The sequence below is a fragment of the Endobacterium panacihumi genome, from assembly GCF_050847465.1.
GTDB classification, from domain to species: domain Bacteria; phylum Pseudomonadota; class Alphaproteobacteria; order Rhizobiales; family Rhizobiaceae; genus Neorhizobium; species Neorhizobium panacihumi.
This window is the reverse complement of the sequence record NZ_JBOZRA010000003.1, coordinates 113,402-132,557: the sequence shown is the minus strand read 5'-3', so window position 1 is coordinate 132,557 and position 19,156 is coordinate 113,402. Positions and strand designations below refer to the sequence as shown.

The window sequence follows — 19,156 nt, the reverse complement described above, 5'->3', positions numbered from 1 at the left end:
CAATCACCTGGCGCCATCCGCCACCTCGCCACCCGTACTGCGCACGAAGCCGGGGATGCTCCGTGCGCACTCCTCGATAACGTCGATGAGGCGGGCGATGGCTGGTGCCATGGGACGACCTGTCGCCGTGACGACACCAAAATAAAACGGCACATGGAAGCCGAGCGGCACAAGTTTCACCCCGGCGACAGGCAGGCCGGCCAGCGTGGCGGATTCCACCAGGGCAACGCCGACGCCCGTCCTGGCGAGTGCAAGCGACACATAGGTCGCATTGCTGTCGATGATCGACTTGGGCGTGATGGCATGACGCTCCAGCGCCTGATCGATCCGCATACGCAACCGATAGGGATTGGCGGACATGATCAGGCGGCGATCGCGGAGGTCTTCTGCTGTAACCACGCCTGCCGTTGCAAGCGGATCGCCATCGGCGACCACCGCGACACAGGGCACCTCACCCACCCAATGAACCTCGATACCCGGATTATCGAGCGGCAGACTGGCGATGCCGATATCGGCCGAGCGCGCCACGACCGCCTGCACGACATTTTCCGCCGACGTACTCTGCAAATGAATATGCCCGGGCAGCATGTCGGGTGGGAGACTGCTCAGCGCCAAGGGCAGAACACTTGCCGCCAAGGACGGAATAGACGCGATTTCGATGGGCCTTGGTACCGCGGCCCCAATCGTGCGTGCCCGCTCGCTGATGGTTCTCAAACCGCTGAGAAACAATTCCGCCTGCGAGAAGAGGGCAATCCCCTGTTCGGTCGGTGCGATACGCGGGCCGTTTCGGTGAAGGACGACAAAGCCGACCTCCTTTTCCAGATCCTGTATCAGACGCGTGACCACGGGCTGGGATTTGCCCAGCGCCTTGGCTGCCCCCGTCATGCTGCCGATCGAGACGACCGCAACGAAGGCTTCCAGTTGCCGGGTATCAAGATAATCGGGGATCATTCAAATACCCTTGCGGTTAAATGTCGACGGCCATGGCCGACAGATGCCGATCTATGCCTGTTGCGTCTGCCAGAGACTGGTACGATTATCAAACGGATCGGCCACAATCCGAAACATGCCATCCGCCATATGAAGCACCTGTGGCTCGGATGCGGTGTAAGCCGGCCAATCTTCCGCTTTTGTCTCAGGGGAAGCGTCGTGAATGAACGACGCCCACACGTCATGCAGCCTCCGTGCGAACACAGGTTCGGTTACGGCCTGCCGCGCCGGCAGATGGCTTGTGTCCATGCCATCGCGGTACCAAACCTCGCCGACTTCAGCGCCGTGTGGCGCACCGAGTTCGTCGGCTTCGATGGCACCATAGAGATATTTGTAGACGCAGTTGTAGGTGCCATGCAGTCGCGCGAACCGCGTGGTCGGATTCTGGAAAACCAGATCGCCACCGACTGCACGCCAGATGCCAAGCGGTGAATGGTCCGGCAGAGCCCTGCGGTAACGTGAAACAATCTCTGCGCCCGATAGTCCCATTGGCAGGACGCGCTCGTGCAGAAGACATGCGGCGATCTCGAAATCCATCTCCGGCTGGGCCGTTGCATGGGTTACATACTCGCCGGTGGTGCAGCCGATCATCATCGGCACAGGCGCCGTTTCTCCATGCAATGCCGCCTCTTCCGGGTGGCGTGGCAAAGAGATGCCATCGATCACAGGCACGAAAGGCACACCCAGCATGGCGGCGGAACCGTCGCGCTCGAAATCGTGGCGTTCGTAGGATTCGTTGCAAAGATCACGCTGGGCGATGAGCAGCCGTTCGAGATCGAGTGTCTTGAGTTCCTCTTCGCCCACCTGCAGATAGTCGAGCATGCGCCGATTGAGTTTTTGCGCATCATCCATCGTGGCAATGCCGGTGCTGGCGCCGCTTTGCGGCATTGCCCGAGAGAACAACCCGCGGGCAGCCGGCATGGCCATCACGGCGGCAATCGAGAACCCGCCGGCCGAGCGGCCGGCAAAGGTCACGCGGGCAGCATCGCCACCAAAGGCGGCAATGTTGTCGCGCACCCATTCGAGGGCTGCGATCTGGTCGAGCAGGCCGCGATTGTCCGGTGAGCCATCATTGAGATGCAGGAAACCGAGCGCGCCGAGCCGGTAATTGACGGTGACTTCGACAATGCCGCTCGCCGCGAAGGCCCCGCTCTGCAGCACGGCTTCGTTGGCGGAGCCAACCGCATAACCGCCGCCATGGATCCACACCAGAACCGGGGCGGAACCGGAAAGCGATGGCGTGCGAATGTTGACGGTGAGGAAATCCGTGCCGAATTCGAGCGTGGAGGCCGCCGCCTTTCCGACCGGACCATAGGTCGGGATCTGCGGGCAGACGGGGCTCAATGTTCTGGCGGAGCGCACACCGGTCCATGGCTCGACCGGTTGCGGCGCCGCAAAGCGTCGCTCCGGCGTGATCGGCGCGGCATAAGGCACACCGAGAAACACGCCATAACCGTTTCCTTCGAACCCTTCGACGACGCCTGCCCCAGTTGCGACCTGCATGTCACAAGGCCTTGCGCAGGCCGATCAGGCGCTCGACCAGCACGACGACGCCGACCGAGATCAGGATCAGGATGACAGACAGCGCGGCGATCTGCGGATCGGTGGAATATTCGAGATAGTGATAGATCTCGGTCGGCAGGGTCGAGGCCTTGACCGAGACGATGAACAGCGAGATCGTCGCCTCGTCGAAGGAAATCAGGAAGGCGATGACACCACCGGCGATCAGGCCGGGCCGCACCAGCGGCAGCGTGATGCGCCAGAACACCATCCACGGCGAGGCGCCGTGCACGAGGGCCGCCTCCTCCACTCGCGTATCCACGGCCATCAGGCTCATGGTGATCGTGCGCACCGTGTAGGGAATGGTGATGCCGAGATGGGCAAGCACGATGCCGGGATAGCTGTCGAGCAGACCGAGCGGCGAAATGACCAGCATGATGCCGACCGCGAGCACAATATGCGGCACCAGAAACGGTGCCAGAATGAGAAAATTGACCGCGCCCTTGCCGCGAAAGCGGTAGCGCACGAGCGACAGAGACAGCAGCATGCCTGCGAAAACGGCTGTCACGCCGACAACGGTGCCGATGATCAGGCTGCGCCAGAAAGCCGAGATAAACTTGGCGTTTTCGAACACTTTTACATAGGAGCCGAAGGACCAGCTTTCCGGCGGGAAGGCAAGATACTGGCGGGTATCGAACGAGATGATGAACACGACGATGATCGGCGCCAGCAGAAAGACGTAAAGCAGCGTGATCAGCGTGGTCCAGGCGATGCTGGCCAGACGGTTGTTGTTCTGCATGGCCAACCTCACGGTTCGAGCGCGCGCAGGGCGCGCTGGTAAATGAGAATGATGCTGGAAAACAGCACCAGCAACATCACCGAAAGTGCGGCCGCCAGCGGCCAGTTGAGCGTCACCGTCGCCTCGTTGAAGACTTCCGTGCCGAGCACGAAAACGCGGCCTCCGCCCATCAGCCGTGGCGTTACGAAGGACGAGATTGCCAGCACAAAGACGAGCAGCGCAGCCGTCAGCACGCCGGGCAGGCTGAGCGGGAGGATGATGCGCAGGAAGACCTTGATACGATTTGCGCCGAGCATGGCGGCGGCTTCTTCCAACTGCGCGTTGAGCCTGCCGAAACCGCTCAACATCGCAAGAATGGCGTAAGGCATCAGGATTTCCACCAGCGCCACGGTGGCGCCGAAACTGTTATTGGTCAGACGAATGACGCCATCCGTCAGCGACAGCGATTGCAGCGTGCTGTTGATGACGCCGCGATCGCCGAGAATGACCATCCAGCCATAGGTGCGCACCACCGACGAAGTGAGAAGCGGCGCGACGGCTAGCGCCGTCAGCACACCGCGAAACCGGCTTTCGGTACGGGCCAGAAACAGCGCGATCGGAAAGGAGAGGATGACGGCAAACAGCGCGACATTGAAGCCGAGAACGAGCGTGTTCCACGCCACCCGCCAGTAGAACGGATCAAACAACACGGCGGTGTATGACTGCACTGTCCAGTCGCCGCCACTGAACGCGCCGATCGTCGATGACGCAAAGGAGGCGCGCAACAGCCAGATCAACGGCAGGAGAAAGGTGATGACCAGCGCCACCAGACCCGGCAGGAGCAGCATCAGAAGGATGCCGCGCGGTGCCCGGGACGATGCCAGGCCAGATGATGGAGCGGTGGCAACGCTCATGTGGTCACCTGCCCGATCAGCGTCACGTCCTGCGGGGCAACCGTCAGGATCACGGTGTCGCCCTTGTCGGGCAGAGCACCGGCATGCGTCGGCAGGTCCGCCTGCAAGAGGGCGTCGCCACAGCGAACGTTGAGCGTCAGCATCTGGCCGCGATAGACGATGTGTTCGACCGTGCCGGAAAAGCGGTTCGGCTGGTTTGCATCGCCAGCGACGACGAGGCGGTGCGGCCTGATCATCAGCTTGACGGTCGAGCCGGCCGCAGCGTCTCCTTCGAAATGCAGCGCTGACAGGCCATCGACATCAGCCACGCCCGGCGCCGTCACCTTGCCCTGAAACACCGTGCCGGCACCAATGAACGAGGCGACGAAATCCGTCTGTGGTCGATCAAAAATTTCGCGCGGCGTGCCGATCTGTTCGAGCTTGCCGTTCGACATCACCGCCAGACGATCGGCCATCGACAGGGCCTCATCCTGATCGTGCGTGACGAAAATGGCGGTAACGCCGGTGCGGGTCTGGATCTCGCGGATTTCGTCGCGCATCTCGTCGCGCAGCTTGGCGTCAAGATTGGACAGCGGTTCGTCAAACAGCAGCAGTTCCGGCTCGATCACCAGCGAGCGGGCAATGGCGGCGCGCTGCTGCTGGCCGCCGGACAGCTGGGTGATCTTGCGGTCGCCAAAACCGGTGAGCTTGACGAGATCGAGCGCCTTTTTGACACGTTCGTCGCGTTCGGCCCGCCCGACCTTGCGCATTTCGAGGCCGAACGAGACGTTCTGCGCCACCGTCATGTGCGGGAACAGCGCATAGGCCTGGAACACCATGCCCATGTTGCGTTTGTAGACGGGGATGGATGAGACATCCCTGTCGCCCAGCCGGATCGCACCCGACGAGGGTGCGACCAGACCGGCGATCATGCGCAGGATGGTGGTCTTGCCGCAGCCGGAAGGGCCGAGCAAGGCCAGCATCTCGCCGCGCGGCAGCGAGAAACTGACGTTGTCCACCGAGGGCTTCTGGGCGCCGGGATAGGTCTTCACGAGATTTTCGATCGTGACGTGATGATCAGCCATTGGCGTCCGTTTCCTTCAAGGCAGTCAGTTGAGCGCGATGACTTCGCGGTTGATGCGCTGGATCCAGGCCGAATATTTTTCGGCAACAAAGTTCCAGTCGAGCGACATCTGCGCAGCCTGCGCCTCCTTGGAGCCGTAGATGCGGGCAGCAACGGCATCCGACAGCGTCACCTTGCTGTTGACCGGGCCGTAGAAGCTCTTTTCGGCAAAGGTCGCCTGTGCTTCGGTACCCAGCGCGTAGTTGATGAACAGCTGCGCGGCTTCCGCATTCTTCGACTTTTCGACGAGACCGATCGTGTTGGTCTGACCGATCGAGCCTTCCTTGGGCGCCGCAACGCCGATCTTGCCGCCCTGCGTGTCGTGCAGGTACTGCGAACGGCCGTTCCAGCAGATCGACAGATCGACTTCGCCGCTCTGGATCACCGCATAGCAATCCGGCGCCGGCTCCCAGGTCGAAACGTTCGGTGCGATCTCCTTGAGCATGTCGAGGCCAGGATCAATGCTGTCCTTGTAATCCGAACCCTTCAGCTTGCTGAGGATCGGCAGCAGGATAACGCCACGGGTATCACCGAGCTTGGCGGCGATCTTGCCCTTGTATTTCGGGTCGGTCAGGTCGTTCCAGCTGGTCGGCGGCTCTTTTACCGTGTCGGTATTGTAGAGGATCGCCAGATTGTCCTGCGAAAAGGCAACGGCCTTGTCGCCGTCGAGGCGCGCCCATTCCGGCTGTTCCGCAAGTGCGGGCACCTTGGCCGGATCGAGCGTGGCAAACAGGCCTTCCTTGTTGGCCTTGATGGCGACCGAGACGTCAATCAGCGACACGTCGATCTTCGGATCGTCGCGCTGCAGGGTCAGAAGCGCCAGCGTTTCGGCCGAATTCTTGCTCTGCTGGTAGGTGACATCGATGCCCGGATATTTCGCCTTAAAGGGCTCGATCACGAACTTCTGGTAATTGTCGGCAAACACGCCGGAAAAACCGACGATGTTGACCGTGCCCTTGACCGCGGCATCCTGCGCCTGCGCGCCGCCCACGACAGCGGCCAGACCGGCAGCAAGCGCGCCCGCACCGATCAACAGCTGCGACATCCTGTTCTGCATGCGTATCGTCATGTCAGTCTCTCCGATTGATGGGCAGCTCCGCTGCCCGAATGTTCCCCGACCCGCCATACGAGCCTTGATTTTCATGCCTGCCGGTCGTTTCAGACCGTAGGCGTCCAGGCCTTGTCCAGCGCCCGCAGCCAGTTGCCGCCGAGCAGTTTCAGAACCAGTTCCTCGCTCCAGCCGCGCGCCAGCATGCGCGCCGTCAGATTGGGCATGTCGGTGATGCGCTCGATGCCCTTCGGCTTGTTGATTTTCACATTGCCGAACTCGGTCAGCTTGCGGGCCGTTCCCTTGTCCTTGTTGGCCCAGAGCAGCCACGGGCCGGGACGCGGGCGATCCAGCGAGAAATCCGTGCCGACGCCGACATAATCCTCGCCGACTAGGTCGATGATATAGGCCATGGCATCGAGGTAATCGTCGACCGTCGCATCATTGCCGGCAGCAAGACCCGGAGCGAACAGGCTGATGCCGATCAGGCCGCCTTTTTCAGCGCAGGCGACAAACAGTTCGTCCGGCTTGTTGCGCTTCACGTCACGCAGGGCGCGCGGCAGGATATGCGAGATGCAGACCGGGCTTTTCGACTGGGCAATGACATCGGCGCTGGTCTTGTCGCCGACATGGCTGAGATCGCACAACACGCCGACACGGTTCATCTCCGACAGCACTTCCTTGCCGAAGCCGGTCAGGCCGCTGTCGTTTTCCTCCAGATAACCGGCACCCGAATAGTTCTGGGTATTGTAGGTCAGCTGCATGATGCCGACGCCGAGATCCTTGAAGATCTCGACATAATCGAGCTGGTCTTCCAGCGGCGAGGTGTTCTGCCAGCCGATGATGATGCCGGTCTTGTTTTCGGCCTTGGCGGCGTGGATGTCGGCCACACTGCGAACGGGGCGCAGGATGTCGTCATTCTCGCGCAGAAAGCGCTTCCATTCCGAAACGTAGCCGATGCCCTCGCGGAAATTTTCCCACAGCAGCGACGAGACGTTGACGGCGGTCAGGCCACCGGTGCGCATTTCCTCGAATATCGAGCGGCTCCACTGGCAGGTCTGGAGGCCATCGACGATGATGGCGCTTTCGTGCAGCTTCTTGGCGTCGGTCATCACGCGCTCTCCTTCAGTACATTGATGTCGCGACCGGCCTTCAGCGCGCGGTCCACAAAATCGAGGCGATCCTGGCCCCAGAACAGTTCATTGCCGAGCACATAGGTCGGTGTGCCGAAAATGCCCAGACGCTCGGCCTCGGCGAGATTGCCGTTCCATTCGGCAACGATGTCCTCGGGTTGGGGATCGGTGATCAGCGCGACGGCGTCCTCACCCACTGTTTCGCGGGCAATCGCATGCAGCGTGGCCAGATCGGCGATATCGCGATCTTCCGCCCACAGCGCGCGCTGCACGCCAAACGAAAACGAAATCGCGTCGAGCCCTGCCTTCTGCAAGGCGATCACCGCCTGCGCCGCCGTTTCGATCGTCCGGCAGGGATAAAATTTCGGCTTGAGGTTCAGCGGCATGCCGAGATATGCGCGCCAGCGCGTCAGTTCGACCTCGTGATAGAGCTGGCGGGCATCGGGCCGCTTGCGCAGCGGAATGCCGCCATTCGCCTCGATGATGCGGATCGGCCGCAAATGCACACGGGCGCCGTTATCGCGCGCAATCGCGACAGCCTTTTGTGCTCCAAAATAGGCCCATGGCGAGGAAATGCCGTAAAAGATCTGCAGCACGGCCGCGTCGTCATGCTTGGGCATGGGTGAACTCCTCATGAATGTCGGCATCGCTCCATTCGTCACCCAGAAGCTCGGGCGTCGAAAAATTCAGGAAACGATCGCGGTGATAGGCCCTGTCCTCGACGAACAGGGAACGGGCAAGACCGGTCGCAAGCCGTGTCGCACCCTCGCTGATGGAGGGAATGCCGCTGGTAATCTTGCCATGCGTGGGCACGGCCGGATAGGCGAAACAGGCCACGCGCGAGACGGCCGTCGCCACCTCCTGATCGAGACCCGTTTTCGGACGAAACTCGAAGGCATCGCCCAGATAGGGCATGGCCGCGATGCTGTCATGCTCCGAGCCCTGCGGCGGGATATAGGCATCACGCCACGTCTGGAAATTGCCGGCGAGTGCGGCAAATTCAGGCCGCTTGTCGAGATCGACGGAAAAGCCCGTTGCAAAAATGACGAGGTCGGCCGCGTAACGACCTTTTGGCGTGACGATTTCCACACCATCGCCGTTCTCCACCAGATCGTCGATCGGGCTGGCGAGATGGAAAAAGGCATTGGCATGGCGCGACACACGCAACACGCTGTGGCGCGGCGGCGGGATCTGGGCACGCTCGCCGGCGACCATATAGATCCACTTGTCGTCGTCGGGCAGACCAAGATAGCCCTGCGTCATGCCCTGGCTGCCGATGCCGGTGAACTTGTCGATGCGGGGTATATCTGCGCGACGCACGAAAATATCGACACGGGCCGCACCGGCTTCGAGCGCGGCGGCGGCATTGTCCATGGCCGATGCACCGGCGCCGACCACGGCGACCCGCCTGCCCTTGAGAGCCGCCATGTCGATCAGATCGGCCCCATGACGCACGAAACGCGGTGAAACGCGCGCGGCAACCGGCGGCATGACAGGAGCCCCCAGACCATCCAGCCCCGTCGCGAGAACAACGCGCCTTGCCAGCACAGTTTCTTCGGCATCGTCACGCGCGAACGTCAGCGCGATCAGGCCGTCCGGCCGGAAGGCGAGCCCGGTCAATGCGGAATCGTTGACGACATCGAGCTCGAGAACGCGGCGATACCAGACGAGATAGTCCATCCACATCGCACGGGGAATGAGATCCATGTCGAGGAATGCCTGCGCGCCAAACTGGGCTTCGAACCAGGCTCGGAAGGTGAGCGAGGGAATGCCCAGCGCCGGGCCTGCAGCATCCTTGCGGGTGCGAAGCGTTTCCATACGGGCATAGGTGATCCAGGGCCCTTCTAGGCCCTGCGGCGCACGATCATAGGCCCGGACGTTGGCGATACCTATCCTCTGGAGCGCGGCGAGCGTCACCAGCCCACACAGACCACCACCTATGACGGCGACATCGAGAACGTCGCGATCATCCACCCGTAGCGGCGGCATCCACGGCTTTGCCGGCTGGTTCAGCCACACAAGATCCTGTTGAAGGCGCGCCTCCAAGACGGCAAGCGAGAGATTGGACGACGACAAGTGCAGAAACCTATATTCGATATTCACATAAAGATGGATCCAATATTCAAAATTGGAAAGATAGATTTTTGCGCGTTCCACCGCGCGAGGGAAAAATGAATCCCGCCGCCGTGCAAATCCTTCGAACGTGAGGATGATGCTTAAGCCGGTTGATCACTTGGTGGGAAAACCACTTTAGGTGGGCGACCATATCGAATTTGAGATCATCGTAAAGCGATCCCTGTCACCGGTGCGCGCGGCTTATCTGTCGTTGCCACTGACAGTAACGACAAGGCACCAAATCACTGACTATCGTTATTTTAGCAATAAATCTTTCAAGGGGGCCGGCGCCGGCGCGAGGTGGTTTTTTCGATTTTCCGCGCAATGGAGCGATTTCGCTCTCATATCCGCATCCACAATAGAACATGTCACGTTGCTCGACATGGTGGAAATTCCTAGCCTCTCTGGAGAGCTGGGACATGGTTGAACGATCCAGGTCCTCATCCCTTGTCTGCGGCACGCCAAGCCGCAGATCAGCACCATTATTTCAGGAGAGTGCGTTCATGAAGGCAGCTGGCCTCACAACCCTAGGCGTCAGATTAAGTCGCGGGAGGTTTTTGGCGGTGCTAGCCGCTCTCGCCGTCGCTTTGGGAGCAGGGCCTGCATCTGCCGAGGGAAAAATTCGGATCGCGCAACAGTTCGGAATCGCATACCTGATCCTTGATGTCGTCCGCGACCAGAAGCTCATCGAAAAGCACGGCAAGGAAGCCGGTCTCGACATTGAGGTGGACTGGGCGAGCATCTCCGGCGCCACCGCCATGAACGAGGCACTCCTTGCCAACAATCTCGATATCGTGTCCGCCGGCGTGCCCCCGGCATTGACGATGTGGGATCGCACCAAGGGCGACGTCAAGCTGGTCGCAGCGCTCGGCTCGCTGCCGAACTATCTCATCACCACCAATCCCGACATCAAGACGCTGAAGGATTTCAGCGAGAAGGATCGCATCGCCGTGCCTGCCGCAGGCGTCGGCTTCCAGTCGAGAACGCTGCAGATCGAGGCGGCAAAGCTGTTCGGCCAGGACAATTTCCAGAAGCTGGACCAAATATCCATCAGCCTGCCGCATCCGGACGCGACCGCCGCACTCATCTCCGGTGCCACCGAGGTCAATTCGCACTTCTCCTCGGCGCCGTTCTATTATCAGGCCCTGCAGGGCAACAAGGCGGTGCACAAGGTCATCAGCTCCTACGACATTCTCGGCGGACCGGCGACATTCAACGTCCTTTACACCAGCACGGCGTTCCATGACGACAACCCGAAGACCTACGCCGCCTTCTACGCCGCGCTGGGCGAGGCTGCGACATGGATCAACGCCAACAAACAGAAGGCCGCCGAAACCTTCATCCGTCAGCAGAATTCCAAGCTGTCGCCGGAACTCGTTTTGGAGATCATCAACGATCCCGAAAACGACTTCACCATAGTCCCGCAGAACACCTTCGTTTACGCCAGGGAACTGCACAAGCTCGGCGTTCTGAAGAACGAGGCCGGTTCTTGGAAGGACTATTTTTTCGAAGAAGCCCATGGCGGGAACGGCGGCTGACAGCCGTTCCTCAAAACCTTTTCAACCCGCAACCGGCCTGATGCGTCCGGTTGCGGGTTTGCAATTTGAATGGAAACGAGAATGGATGCCATGACATCGCCTTCGCGGGAAACGGCTGCCGTCCCGTCCCCACCGCTTCTCAAGGTCGAAGGCGTGACCCTGGAGTACCACGCCCCCGACCGGGTGGTACGTGCCACGCAGAATGTCAGCTTCGATGTCTGGGAAGCCGATCGTTTCATCCTGCTGGGCGCTTCCGGTTGCGGCAAGTCCACTCTTTTGAAGGCCGTGGGCGGTTTTATTCCGCCGCGGGAGGGCCAGATCCTGCTTGATGGGCAACCGGTACATGGGCCGGGCCCCGACCGCGTTGTCGTTTTCCAGGAATTCGACCAGCTGCCGCCATGGAAGACCGTGCGCGAGAACGTCGCCTTTCCGCTACGCGCATCCGGCAGATTGAGCCGCAAGGAGGCAATCGGGCGCGCCGACTACTATATCGAAAAAGTGGGCCTGACCCGTTTCGCCGATGCCTATCCGAATACGCTTTCCGGTGGCATGAAGCAGCGCGTCGCCATCGCCCGTGCGCTTGCCATGGAGCCGCGCGTGCTTTTGATGGACGAACCTTTCGCCGCATTGGACGCCCTGACCCGCCGCAAGATGCAGGAAGAGCTTCTTGCACTGTGGGAAGAAGTCCGCTTCACGCTGCTGTTCGTCACGCATTCCATTGAAGAAGCGCTCGTGGTCGGCAACCGCATCGCGCTTCTGTCGCCCCATCCGGGCCGCATGCGCGCTGAAATCAACAGTCACGAATGGGACCTGACGAGCGGCGGAAGCCCGCAATTCCAGGCCGCAGCAAACCGTATTCATCGGCTGCTGTTTGAAAACACCGACGCAACGGACGGAGCCGGCGATGAGTGATGTTTTCCGCCCCGGTTCGCAGACAGGGACTCGAACGGCACCGCCGATCCGGCCGGAATATGAGCGATCGCTCGAGCCGATCGCAGACACGACACGCGAGCAAGCCCTGCCGCTGCACGAGCGGCTTTGGCAGCGCGCTTGGCTGCGCAAAACCCTGATCTTGATCTGTCTTGCCTTGCTATGGGAGATCGCCGCTAGGTTCCAGGCAAACCCGTTGCTTCTGCCGCCTTTTTCTGCGGCGATCCAGGCACTGTGGGAGGACACGACGAGTGGCGTCATTCCGGCGCGCGCATTGAATTCGCTCGATGTGCTGCTGAAGGGTTATGCCGCAGGCGTCGTTCTTGCCTTCGTGCTGACATCCGTCGCGGTTTCCACCCAGATCGGGCGCGACCTGTTGTCGACACTGACATCCATGCTCAATCCGCTGCCGCCGATCGCGCTTCTGCCGCTGGCATTGCTGTGGTTCGGTCTTGGACAGGCAAGCCTTGTCTTCGTGCTGATCCACTCGGTTCTGTGGCCGCTGGCGCTCAACATGTATACCGGCTTTACCGGTGTGCCGGAGACCCTGCGCATGGCAGGGCGAAATTACGGCCTGCGAGGCTTGCGTTATGTTCTGCTGATCCTTGTTCCGGCGGCGCTGCCTTCCATCATCGCGGGCCTGAAGATCGGCTGGGCCTTTGCCTGGCGCACCCTGATCGCGGCCGAACTCGTTTTCGGCGCCTCCTCCGGTCGGGGCGGGCTTGGCTGGTACATTTTCCAGAACCGCAACGAACTTTACACCGACCGGGTTTTTGCCGGTCTGATCATGGTCATCCTGTTCGGCCTTCTGGTCGAAAACATGCTGTTTCGCGAACTCGAAAAGCGGACGGTAGCGAAATGGGGAATGACGCGCTAGCGCCGGGATCATCCAACATGACAGCAGAACGGAAATATGTGGTCGGCATTACCGACCACATGATCGGCGAACCCGATCTGGAAGCAGAGGTGCTCGGCAGCGATGTCGAGATCGATTTTTTTGCCAGCACGGATGAAACATCCTTCGCGGCTGATCGTCTGGCGAGACTCGATGCACTGATGGTCTGGGGCGCCCGGCTCGGGCCGCAGAGCATTAAGCACCTTACCCGTTGCAGAGGTGTGGTACGTTACGGCGTCGGTTACGAGAAGATCGACCTGCCCGCACTTGCCGCCGCCGGCATCCCCTTCGCAAACAACCCGGATTACGGCACCGAGGAGGTGGCCGATCACGCGATGGCGATGATCCTTTCCCTGCATCGTCGGCTCTGGGAACATGACGCCCGCGCCCGTGGATACGTCTCCGCGTGGCAGGTCCATAGTTTGAAGCCGCTTTCCCGCTCCAACAAGACGACGGTCGGGGTCGTTGGTGTCGGCCGGATCGGCACTGCCGTGGTCAACCGTCTGAAACCCTTTGGTTTCCGCATTCTCGGTTATGATCCGGGGCAACCGCCGGGCCACGAAAAGGCGATCGGCTATGAGCGGGCGGAACGGCTCGAAGACCTTCTTGCCCAGTCGGATATCGTCACGCTCCATTGTCCGGCAACGGATGAGACGCGCGGGCTTCTCGATGCATCCGGTCTTTCACGGCTGAAACCCGGAGCAATCATCGTCAACACAGCGCGAGGGGAATTGATCGACGATCTCGATGCGCTGGAAGCTGCATTGCGCAGCAACCATCTGGCCGCAGCGGCAATTGACACGCTGGTTAAGGAACCGCCCGGCGATCATCCCCTGCTGACGGCATGGCGTCATCGCGAAGACTGTCTTGCCGGGCGTCTGGTCATCACCCCGCACAATGCCTTCTACTCGGATCACGCGGCAATCGAGATGCGCCGCAACGCGGCGAAAACCGTCAGATTGCTGCTCGACGAGGGAAAACTCCGAAATCAGGTTACGGATCGATCATGACCAGCCAAGCCGAATTTCTCTGGTACATTCCCAATGATGTCAAATCCGGCCATCGTGGCGACGTGGCCGATCCGAACCACAACAGTCTGGAGACCCTGACAGGCCAGGCAAAAGCCATGGAAGACCATGGCTGGAAAGGTGCGCTGATCGGCACCGGGTGGGGGCGGCCGGACACATTCACCGTCGCGACTGCACTGGTTGCGCGCACCACGACTTTCGAGCCGCTGATCGCCGTCAGGCCCGGTTATTGGAAGCCGGCGAACTTCGCCTCCGCTGCCGCAACGCTCGACCATCTGAGTGGTGGACGTGTGCGCGTCAACGTCGTGTCCGGGCCGGATGCGCTCGCGGCCTACGGCGACGAGGAAGGTGATCAGGCGCAGCGTTATGCTCGCACCAAGGAATTCATGCGTCTGACCCGCCGGCTGTGGACGGAAGAAGATGTCACCTTCCGCGGTGCGCATTTCGAAGTCACCGGCTCCACCGTTATGCCGAGGCTGGAGCAGGTTGGCGATCGTCGCCATCCCAAGCTCTATTTCGGTGGCGCCTCACCAGCGGCCGAGCAGGTTGCTGCCACCGAAGCCGACGTCCAGCTCTTCTGGGGTGAGCCGCTCGAGGGCGTGCACGAACGTATCGACCGGCTGAAACAACTGAGCAGGACACTCGATCGAGACCTGCAGCCGCTGCAATTCGGGCTGAGGATCACGACGCTCGTGCGTGATACGACGGAACAGGCATGGGCGGATGCGCAGGCGAAAGTCGCGAAGATGGCCGAGGGTTCGGCCGGCAGCTGGCAGGATCACCGTCACGGCGTGGCCGTCGGCCAGCAGCGGCTTCTGGATCTCGCTGCCCGTGGAGATGTTCTTGATGAAAACCTCTACACCGCGCCGGGCAGGTACGGCGGCGGCGGTGCCGGCACGACCTGGCTGGTGGGTTCGGCGGAGGATGTCGCGAGGTCTCTACGTAAATATCGGGACCTCGGCATTACCCATTTCGTGCTCTCGGACACACCCTATCTGCAAGAGATAAAGCGGCAGGGAAGCCAACTCCTGCCGCTTGTATGAATTGAATGCACCAGGATGTGAGAACGTGGCTCCGCAGCGTGCTCTCGATCGGTGTTGAACCAGCGCTCACTTGAAGCCGCAGACCGGGAAAACGGTAGGTTGCCGACAGGATTGCTGGGCACCTCCGTCGCCGGCACGGTGTCCTATTGGAAAGTCCAAAATTCGGTTGCCAGTGCGATGGCCTTCAATCCGCACAGGGGTCTCTTGAGCTTTCCCATGATCCCTTCGTTCCCAGGATGCTTCTTTCATAGGAGGCTTGCGACGCGCTCGTCCGCGGACGAAGCGTAACCTTCCAAAAAATCAAGGCAATGGCGCTATAACCCGCCCCTATCACCGACACGCCAGACCATCCTGCGTGAGCATATACCGTCGTCGAGGAAATTGCGCCAATGGCACTGCCGATCGAATAGAACACCATATAGCCGCCGACGAGGCGGCTGCTCGCTTCGGGAGGATAGCGGTTGAGGATCATGCTTTGATTGGTAACATGGGCTGCCTGCACCGCCAGATCCAGTAGAACAATGCCGACAAGCAGAGGCGTCACCGATGTCGGCAGCATGGCGATCAGCGCCCATGACGCGAGCAACAGCGAAAGCGACACGCCTGTCGTCCGCTGCCCCAGCCCGCGATCAGCGAGCCGGCCTGCGCCGGTTGCCGCAACGGCGCCTGCCACCCCCAAAAGACCCAGCAAGCCGACCTGTGTATGGGAATAGGAGAATGGCGGCGCGATGAGCGGCATGGTCAGTGTCGTCCATAACGTGCTGAACGCCGCGAAGATCATCAGAGCCAGCAACCCGCGAACCAACAATATGCGATCACGCAAAAACAGGATCGGGATCGATCGCAGCGTGGCGACATAGCTATCTGTGCTTCTTCGCAACGTCTGCCGTGGCATGGCACATATCAGCACGATGACCATGGCACCCGTCAAAACGGCAGAGGTCAGGTAAACAGCACGCCATCCACCAAGATCAGCCAGCACGCCGGCAACGACACGGGCGACCAAAATACCGATCACCACCCCACCGGTCACCATTCCGACTGCCCATCCCCGCTCGCCGGGAGCCGACAGGGTTGCGGCGAAGGCAACAAGGATTTGCACCATGACCGAAAGCACACCCATCAAGGCAAGACTGACGAAAAGAACCACTTCGGTTCTTGCCGTTGCGACCGCGACCAACATGACCACTGACAAGCTTCCCTGACCGATGATCAGTCGGCGGCGTGGGATCAAGTTGCCAAGCGGAACAATAAAGATCAGTCCCAGCGCGTAACCTATCTGCGCCATCGTCACGACGAGACCGATCGCAGATTGGGAAATGTCGAAATCCCCTGCTATCGAACCAAGCAAAGGCTGCGCGTAATAGATATTCGCGACACTGAGGCCTGCAGCCACCGCGAAGATGAGGGCGGTTCCTCTCGACAATGCCGTACCAGCGCTGTGTCCGTCTTCATCCGATTGCTGCATGGGGATCCCGATCGCGAAATTAATCTAGTTCCATATTAAGACCACTTGCAAATCTGCGAATCCAGTTCTATTTTAAGACCAGATTGCACATGGGGGTCGGATGGTCATGGTCAAGCGTGTCAGCCAATGGAATACGGGGTGTCCGGTCGCGCGCGCGCTCGACGTTATCGGCGACTGGTGGTCACTATTGATCATCCGTGACGCCTTCGATGGCGTGCGCCGGTTTACCGAGTTTCAGACGAGCCTCGGCATTGCCAAGGGGATGCTGGCGACAAGGCTGCGTGATCTGACTGATCGCGGCATTCTGGAATTCGCACCAGCCTCCGATGGGAGCGCCTATCGGGAATATGTCTTGACGGACAAAGGACGCGGTCTTTTCCTCGTCATTATCGCGCTGCGTCAGTGGAGCGAAGACCATCTCTATCGCCCGGATGAACCGAGGTCGTCGCTCGTCGTCGCGGAAACAGGCGTTCCGGTCGCGCGTCTTGAGCTGCACGCGCAGGACGGACAGTCGTTGGGTTGGGACGATACTCGGGTCCAGAAAATCAAGGATCGCTGATCGAAATTCAGTACAGGAAAGATAAGAAGCATGCAGGAACTGGAACTCGTCGCCGAAGCGGATGAGCGTGCAAGGAACTACCTGGCGGGAATCGGAGACCGTCCACCATTCCCCGGCCAAGCCGCACGCGACGGCCTTGCGGTATTTTCTGAAAAACTCCCCGAGGAGGGATCTGAGGCCGCCGAGACACTGCGGATGCTCGATGTTCACGGTTCCCCCGCGACCACAGCTTCAAATGGCCCCCGCTACTTCGGGTTCGTGATCGGCGCGGCCTTGCCTGCCGCCGCTGCAGCCGAGCGGCTGATGCTTGCCTGGGATCAGTGCGCCTCGTCCTACGAAAACTCCCCGGTGGCTGCCACAATCGAGAGAGTTGCCGCGCACTGGCTGCTCGACATTCTCGACCTGCCGCGTGAAAGCGCGGTCGGCTTCGGCACAAGTGCGACCGCATGCACGCTCTCCTGCCTTTCGGCTGCACGACGCTCGCTGCTTGCGCGTCATGGCTGGGATTTTGACCGGGACGGATTGATCGGCGCGCCCGAAATCAAGGTCGTTGTCTCGAAGACTGTCCATGTCACGGTGCTCAAGGCACTCCGACTGCTGGGTTTCGGTATCTCTCGACTGACCACGGCGCCAACCGATGCATATGGCAGGATTGATCCTGCCCAGTTACCTGCTCTCGATGACAGAACCATTCTTTGCCTTCAGGCTGGCGAGGTCAACACGGGTGAGTTCGACTCATTCGTGCCGCTGATCGCAGCGGCACGCTCAGCCAATGCCTGGGTCCATGTCGATGGCGCATTCGGCCTGTGGGCGCGAGCATCGTCGAGGAGAGCATTGACGGATGGCATCGACACAGCGGACAGCTGGACCACGGACGGCCATAAATGGCTGAACACGCCCTATGACGGCGCAGTGGCTATTTGCCGGCATGCTGAAGCCCTCGCTCAAGCCATGAATGGTGACGCGGTTTACGCAACCGCTTCCGCCGATGCACAGAAAAACCTCACGCTGGAATTTTCACGGCGGGCGCGCGGCATTCCGATTTGGGCGGCTCTTCGGACGCTTGGGCGTTTCGGTGTTGCCGAGTTGGTTGACCGTCATTGCGATGAGGCCACCTGGCTGGCAGATCGTCTTCGCACAGGCGGCCTCGACGTTCTCAATCGCGTCGTCCTCAACCAGGTGCTGGTCCGTTGCGATGACGATGAGCGCACTGCGCAAGTCCGCCAGGCTGTACTGGAGACCGGTGCAGGCTGGTTCGGCAACACGGTCTGGCAAGGCCGTCCTGCATTTCGCATCAGCCTCTCATCTTGGCGCACTCGACATCAAGATGTCGTTCGCCTCGCTGATGCGCTGGTGGCCGCGGCTCAGAGTTAAGCAAAATGTACGGACGACTGTACTGCGGCGCGCCATCATCGTTCATTGCAGCTGGGCACCTTCACAGTGCCTTCCAACCTGTATGACCAGATGTACTGAATGACGCTGGACAGTCACGCGTCAATTTGCAGCAACGGTTAGGCACGAGGTTCACTCAGTCGATCTTGAACGAGCCCAAACCAGTGACCCGCTGCTTCGAACACCGGCCAATATCGCAACAACAAAAAAGGCCGGGGCAAAATCGCACCGACCTTCCTTACCGGTACCTCTTTAACAGTGCCAGTACATCCGTGGTCAAAGCCAGATGGCGACGAAACATTGCGAGCGGCGAATTCATTCATCGGGTGAGCGCTTCCGAATTGCCCGGGGCGCGAAAGATCGTTTCGTTCAGCCAGAACGACAGGAAAAAGGCACCCGCAATCTCGGTGAATGCGGAGGTGGCGGACGATCCCTGTCCAACTCAACAGGTTCGGCTCTCACAAATGTGCGGGCGCCGTCCAGCAGACGAAACCGCGCTCGGCTTTTGCCAAGACGGCGAATCTGACCGCCACAACCGCCTCGATCCTGCGCGCCAAAGACAAAGATGTCTTCTGACCTGCGGTTCTTGAACTTCAGCTCCAGAAGATCGCTGGGTGTATGTGCCCAAGCCCCTCTGGAGCCTGCCGCGCCTTCCTGGAGAGGCAGGATATTTCCCATTTATCGCAACTCGCGATAACAACCCAATACCAATCTGTTAAACCG

18 protein-coding genes are annotated in these 19,156 nt (G+C 60.5%); 8 read left to right on the top strand and 10 right to left on the bottom strand.

Annotated elements, in window-relative coordinates; translation table 11 throughout:
* Window positions 1–3: 3 nt before the first annotated feature.
* The 9 genes from ACRQ1B_RS16025 to ACRQ1B_RS15985 form a co-directional block, all read right to left on the bottom strand.
* A complete protein-coding gene (locus ACRQ1B_RS16025; protein ID WP_432294759.1) occupies window positions 4–951 on the bottom strand; it encodes a LysR family transcriptional regulator in 948 nt (315 codons plus the stop codon).
* Window positions 952–1,002: 51 nt separating this feature from the next.
* Window positions 1,003–2,493 carry a carboxylesterase/lipase family protein gene (locus tag ACRQ1B_RS16020; protein ID WP_432294758.1) on the bottom strand — a complete coding sequence of 497 codons (1,491 nt, stop codon included), beginning with the start codon at window positions 2,491–2,493 and terminating at the stop codon, window positions 1,003–1,005.
* A 1-nt stretch (window position 2,494) separates the two neighbouring features.
* A complete protein-coding gene (locus ACRQ1B_RS16015; protein WP_432294757.1) occupies window positions 2,495–3,289 on the bottom strand; it encodes an ABC transporter permease in 795 nt (264 codons plus the stop codon).
* An 8-nt stretch (window positions 3,290–3,297) separates the two neighbouring features.
* The gene (locus ACRQ1B_RS16010; RefSeq protein WP_432294756.1) at window positions 3,298–4,182 is read right to left on the bottom strand and encodes an ABC transporter permease; all 885 of its coding nucleotides are present in this window, start codon (window positions 4,180–4,182) and stop codon (window positions 3,298–3,300) included.
* Window positions 4,179–5,246, bottom strand: a complete 1,068-nt coding sequence (locus ACRQ1B_RS16005) for an ABC transporter ATP-binding protein (protein ID WP_432294755.1) — start codon at window positions 5,244–5,246, stop codon at window positions 4,179–4,181. The genes ACRQ1B_RS16010 and ACRQ1B_RS16005 overlap by 4 nt, the downstream gene beginning before the upstream one ends.
* A gap of 24 nt (window positions 5,247–5,270) precedes the next feature.
* Window positions 5,271–6,353 carry an ABC transporter substrate-binding protein gene (locus ACRQ1B_RS16000; RefSeq protein ID WP_432294754.1) on the bottom strand — a complete coding sequence of 361 codons (1,083 nt, stop codon included), beginning with the start codon at window positions 6,351–6,353 and terminating at the stop codon, window positions 5,271–5,273.
* 89 nt (window positions 6,354–6,442) lie between these two features.
* The gene (locus ACRQ1B_RS15995) at window positions 6,443–7,444 is read right to left on the bottom strand and encodes a dipeptidase (RefSeq protein ID WP_432294752.1); all 1,002 of its coding nucleotides are present in this window, start codon (window positions 7,442–7,444) and stop codon (window positions 6,443–6,445) included.
* Window positions 7,444–8,085: a 2-hydroxychromene-2-carboxylate isomerase gene (locus tag ACRQ1B_RS15990; protein ID WP_432294751.1), complete on the bottom strand. Its 642-nt coding sequence runs from the start codon at window positions 8,083–8,085 to the stop codon at window positions 7,444–7,446. Before ACRQ1B_RS15990 ends, ACRQ1B_RS15995 begins: the two co-directional genes overlap by 1 nt.
* On the bottom strand, window positions 8,072–9,547 hold the full coding sequence (locus ACRQ1B_RS15985; protein ID WP_432295283.1) for an FAD-dependent oxidoreductase: 1,476 nt from the start codon (window positions 9,545–9,547) through the stop codon (window positions 8,072–8,074). The genes ACRQ1B_RS15990 and ACRQ1B_RS15985 overlap by 14 nt, the downstream gene beginning before the upstream one ends.
* A gap of 172 nt (window positions 9,548–9,719) precedes the next feature.
* Between ACRQ1B_RS15985 and ACRQ1B_RS15980 the strand changes: the two genes are divergently transcribed.
* The 6 genes from ACRQ1B_RS15980 to ACRQ1B_RS15955 all read left to right on the top strand — a co-directional run bounded on the left by ACRQ1B_RS15980 (window position 9,720) and on the right by ACRQ1B_RS15955 (window position 15,014).
* The gene (locus ACRQ1B_RS15980; RefSeq protein WP_432294750.1) at window positions 9,720–10,007 is read left to right on the top strand and encodes a hypothetical protein; all 288 of its coding nucleotides are present in this window, start codon (window positions 9,720–9,722) and stop codon (window positions 10,005–10,007) included.
* A 136-nt stretch (window positions 10,008–10,143) separates the two neighbouring features.
* The gene (locus ACRQ1B_RS15975; protein ID WP_432294748.1) at window positions 10,144–11,118 is read left to right on the top strand and encodes an ABC transporter substrate-binding protein; all 975 of its coding nucleotides are present in this window, start codon (window positions 10,144–10,146) and stop codon (window positions 11,116–11,118) included.
* Between the two features lie 81 nt (window positions 11,119–11,199).
* Complete coding sequence (locus ACRQ1B_RS15970; protein WP_432294747.1) at window positions 11,200–12,030, top strand: ABC transporter ATP-binding protein; 831 nt, start codon at window positions 11,200–11,202, stop codon at window positions 12,028–12,030.
* On the top strand, window positions 12,023–12,925 hold the full coding sequence (locus ACRQ1B_RS15965) for an ABC transporter permease (RefSeq protein ID WP_432294746.1): 903 nt from the start codon (window positions 12,023–12,025) through the stop codon (window positions 12,923–12,925). The genes ACRQ1B_RS15970 and ACRQ1B_RS15965 overlap by 8 nt, the downstream gene beginning before the upstream one ends.
* A 17-nt stretch (window positions 12,926–12,942) precedes the next feature.
* Window positions 12,943–13,953: a C-terminal binding protein gene (locus tag ACRQ1B_RS15960; protein WP_432294745.1), complete on the top strand. Its 1,011-nt coding sequence runs from the start codon at window positions 12,943–12,945 to the stop codon at window positions 13,951–13,953.
* Window positions 13,950–15,014: an LLM class flavin-dependent oxidoreductase gene (locus ACRQ1B_RS15955; RefSeq protein ID WP_432294744.1), complete on the top strand. Its 1,065-nt coding sequence runs from the start codon at window positions 13,950–13,952 to the stop codon at window positions 15,012–15,014. Before ACRQ1B_RS15960 ends, ACRQ1B_RS15955 begins: the two co-directional genes overlap by 4 nt.
* Before the next feature lie 184 nt (window positions 15,015–15,198).
* Here ACRQ1B_RS15955 and ACRQ1B_RS15950 read toward each other — a convergent pair whose 3' ends face one another.
* On the bottom strand, window positions 15,199–16,482 hold the full coding sequence (locus ACRQ1B_RS15950) for an MFS transporter (protein WP_432294743.1): 1,284 nt from the start codon (window positions 16,480–16,482) through the stop codon (window positions 15,199–15,201).
* A 106-nt stretch (window positions 16,483–16,588) separates the two neighbouring features.
* Here ACRQ1B_RS15950 and ACRQ1B_RS15945 point away from each other — a divergent pair, with 106 nt between their 5' ends.
* On the top strand, window positions 16,589–17,041 hold the full coding sequence (locus tag ACRQ1B_RS15945; RefSeq protein ID WP_432295281.1) for a winged helix-turn-helix transcriptional regulator: 453 nt from the start codon (window positions 16,589–16,591) through the stop codon (window positions 17,039–17,041).
* A gap of 30 nt (window positions 17,042–17,071) precedes the next feature.
* Entirely contained in the window at window positions 17,072–18,415 is a 1,344-nt protein-coding gene (locus ACRQ1B_RS15940) for a pyridoxal phosphate-dependent decarboxylase family protein (RefSeq protein ID WP_432294742.1), read from the top strand.
* Window positions 18,416–19,156: the final 741 nt, after the last annotated feature.

Bases quoted from the DNA above. Each gene is read 5' to 3' on its own strand.
- ACRQ1B_RS16025 (WP_432294759.1), bottom strand. From the start codon at position 951: ATGATCCCCGATTATCTTGATACCCGGCAACTGGAAGCCTTCGTTGCG.
- ACRQ1B_RS16020 (WP_432294758.1), bottom strand. From the start codon at position 2,493: ATGCAGGTCGCAACTGGGGCAGGCGTCGTCGAAGGGTTCGAAGGAAAC.
- ACRQ1B_RS16015 (WP_432294757.1), bottom strand. From the start codon at position 3,289: ATGCAGAACAACAACCGTCTGGCCAGCATCGCCTGGACCACGCTGATC.
- ACRQ1B_RS16010 (WP_432294756.1), bottom strand. From the start codon at position 4,182: ATGAGCGTTGCCACCGCTCCATCATCTGGCCTGGCATCGTCCCGGGCA.
- ACRQ1B_RS16005 (WP_432294755.1), bottom strand. From the start codon at position 5,246: ATGGCTGATCATCACGTCACGATCGAAAATCTCGTGAAGACCTATCCC.
- ACRQ1B_RS16000 (WP_432294754.1), bottom strand. From the start codon at position 6,353: ATGACGATACGCATGCAGAACAGGATGTCGCAGCTGTTGATCGGTGCG.
- ACRQ1B_RS15995 (WP_432294752.1), bottom strand. From the start codon at position 7,444: ATGACCGACGCCAAGAAGCTGCACGAAAGCGCCATCATCGTCGATGGC.
- ACRQ1B_RS15990 (WP_432294751.1), bottom strand. From the start codon at position 8,085: ATGCCCAAGCATGACGACGCGGCCGTGCTGCAGATCTTTTACGGCATT.
- ACRQ1B_RS15970 (WP_432294747.1), top strand. From the start codon at position 11,200: ATGGATGCCATGACATCGCCTTCGCGGGAAACGGCTGCCGTCCCGTCC.
- ACRQ1B_RS15965 (WP_432294746.1), top strand. From the start codon at position 12,023: ATGAGTGATGTTTTCCGCCCCGGTTCGCAGACAGGGACTCGAACGGCA.
- ACRQ1B_RS15960 (WP_432294745.1), top strand. From the start codon at position 12,943: ATGACAGCAGAACGGAAATATGTGGTCGGCATTACCGACCACATGATC.
- ACRQ1B_RS15955 (WP_432294744.1), top strand. From the start codon at position 13,950: ATGACCAGCCAAGCCGAATTTCTCTGGTACATTCCCAATGATGTCAAA.
- ACRQ1B_RS15950 (WP_432294743.1), bottom strand. From the start codon at position 16,482: ATGCAGCAATCGGATGAAGACGGACACAGCGCTGGTACGGCATTGTCG.
- ACRQ1B_RS15945 (WP_432295281.1), top strand. From the start codon at position 16,589: ATGGTCAAGCGTGTCAGCCAATGGAATACGGGGTGTCCGGTCGCGCGC.
- ACRQ1B_RS15940 (WP_432294742.1), top strand. From the start codon at position 17,072: ATGCAGGAACTGGAACTCGTCGCCGAAGCGGATGAGCGTGCAAGGAAC.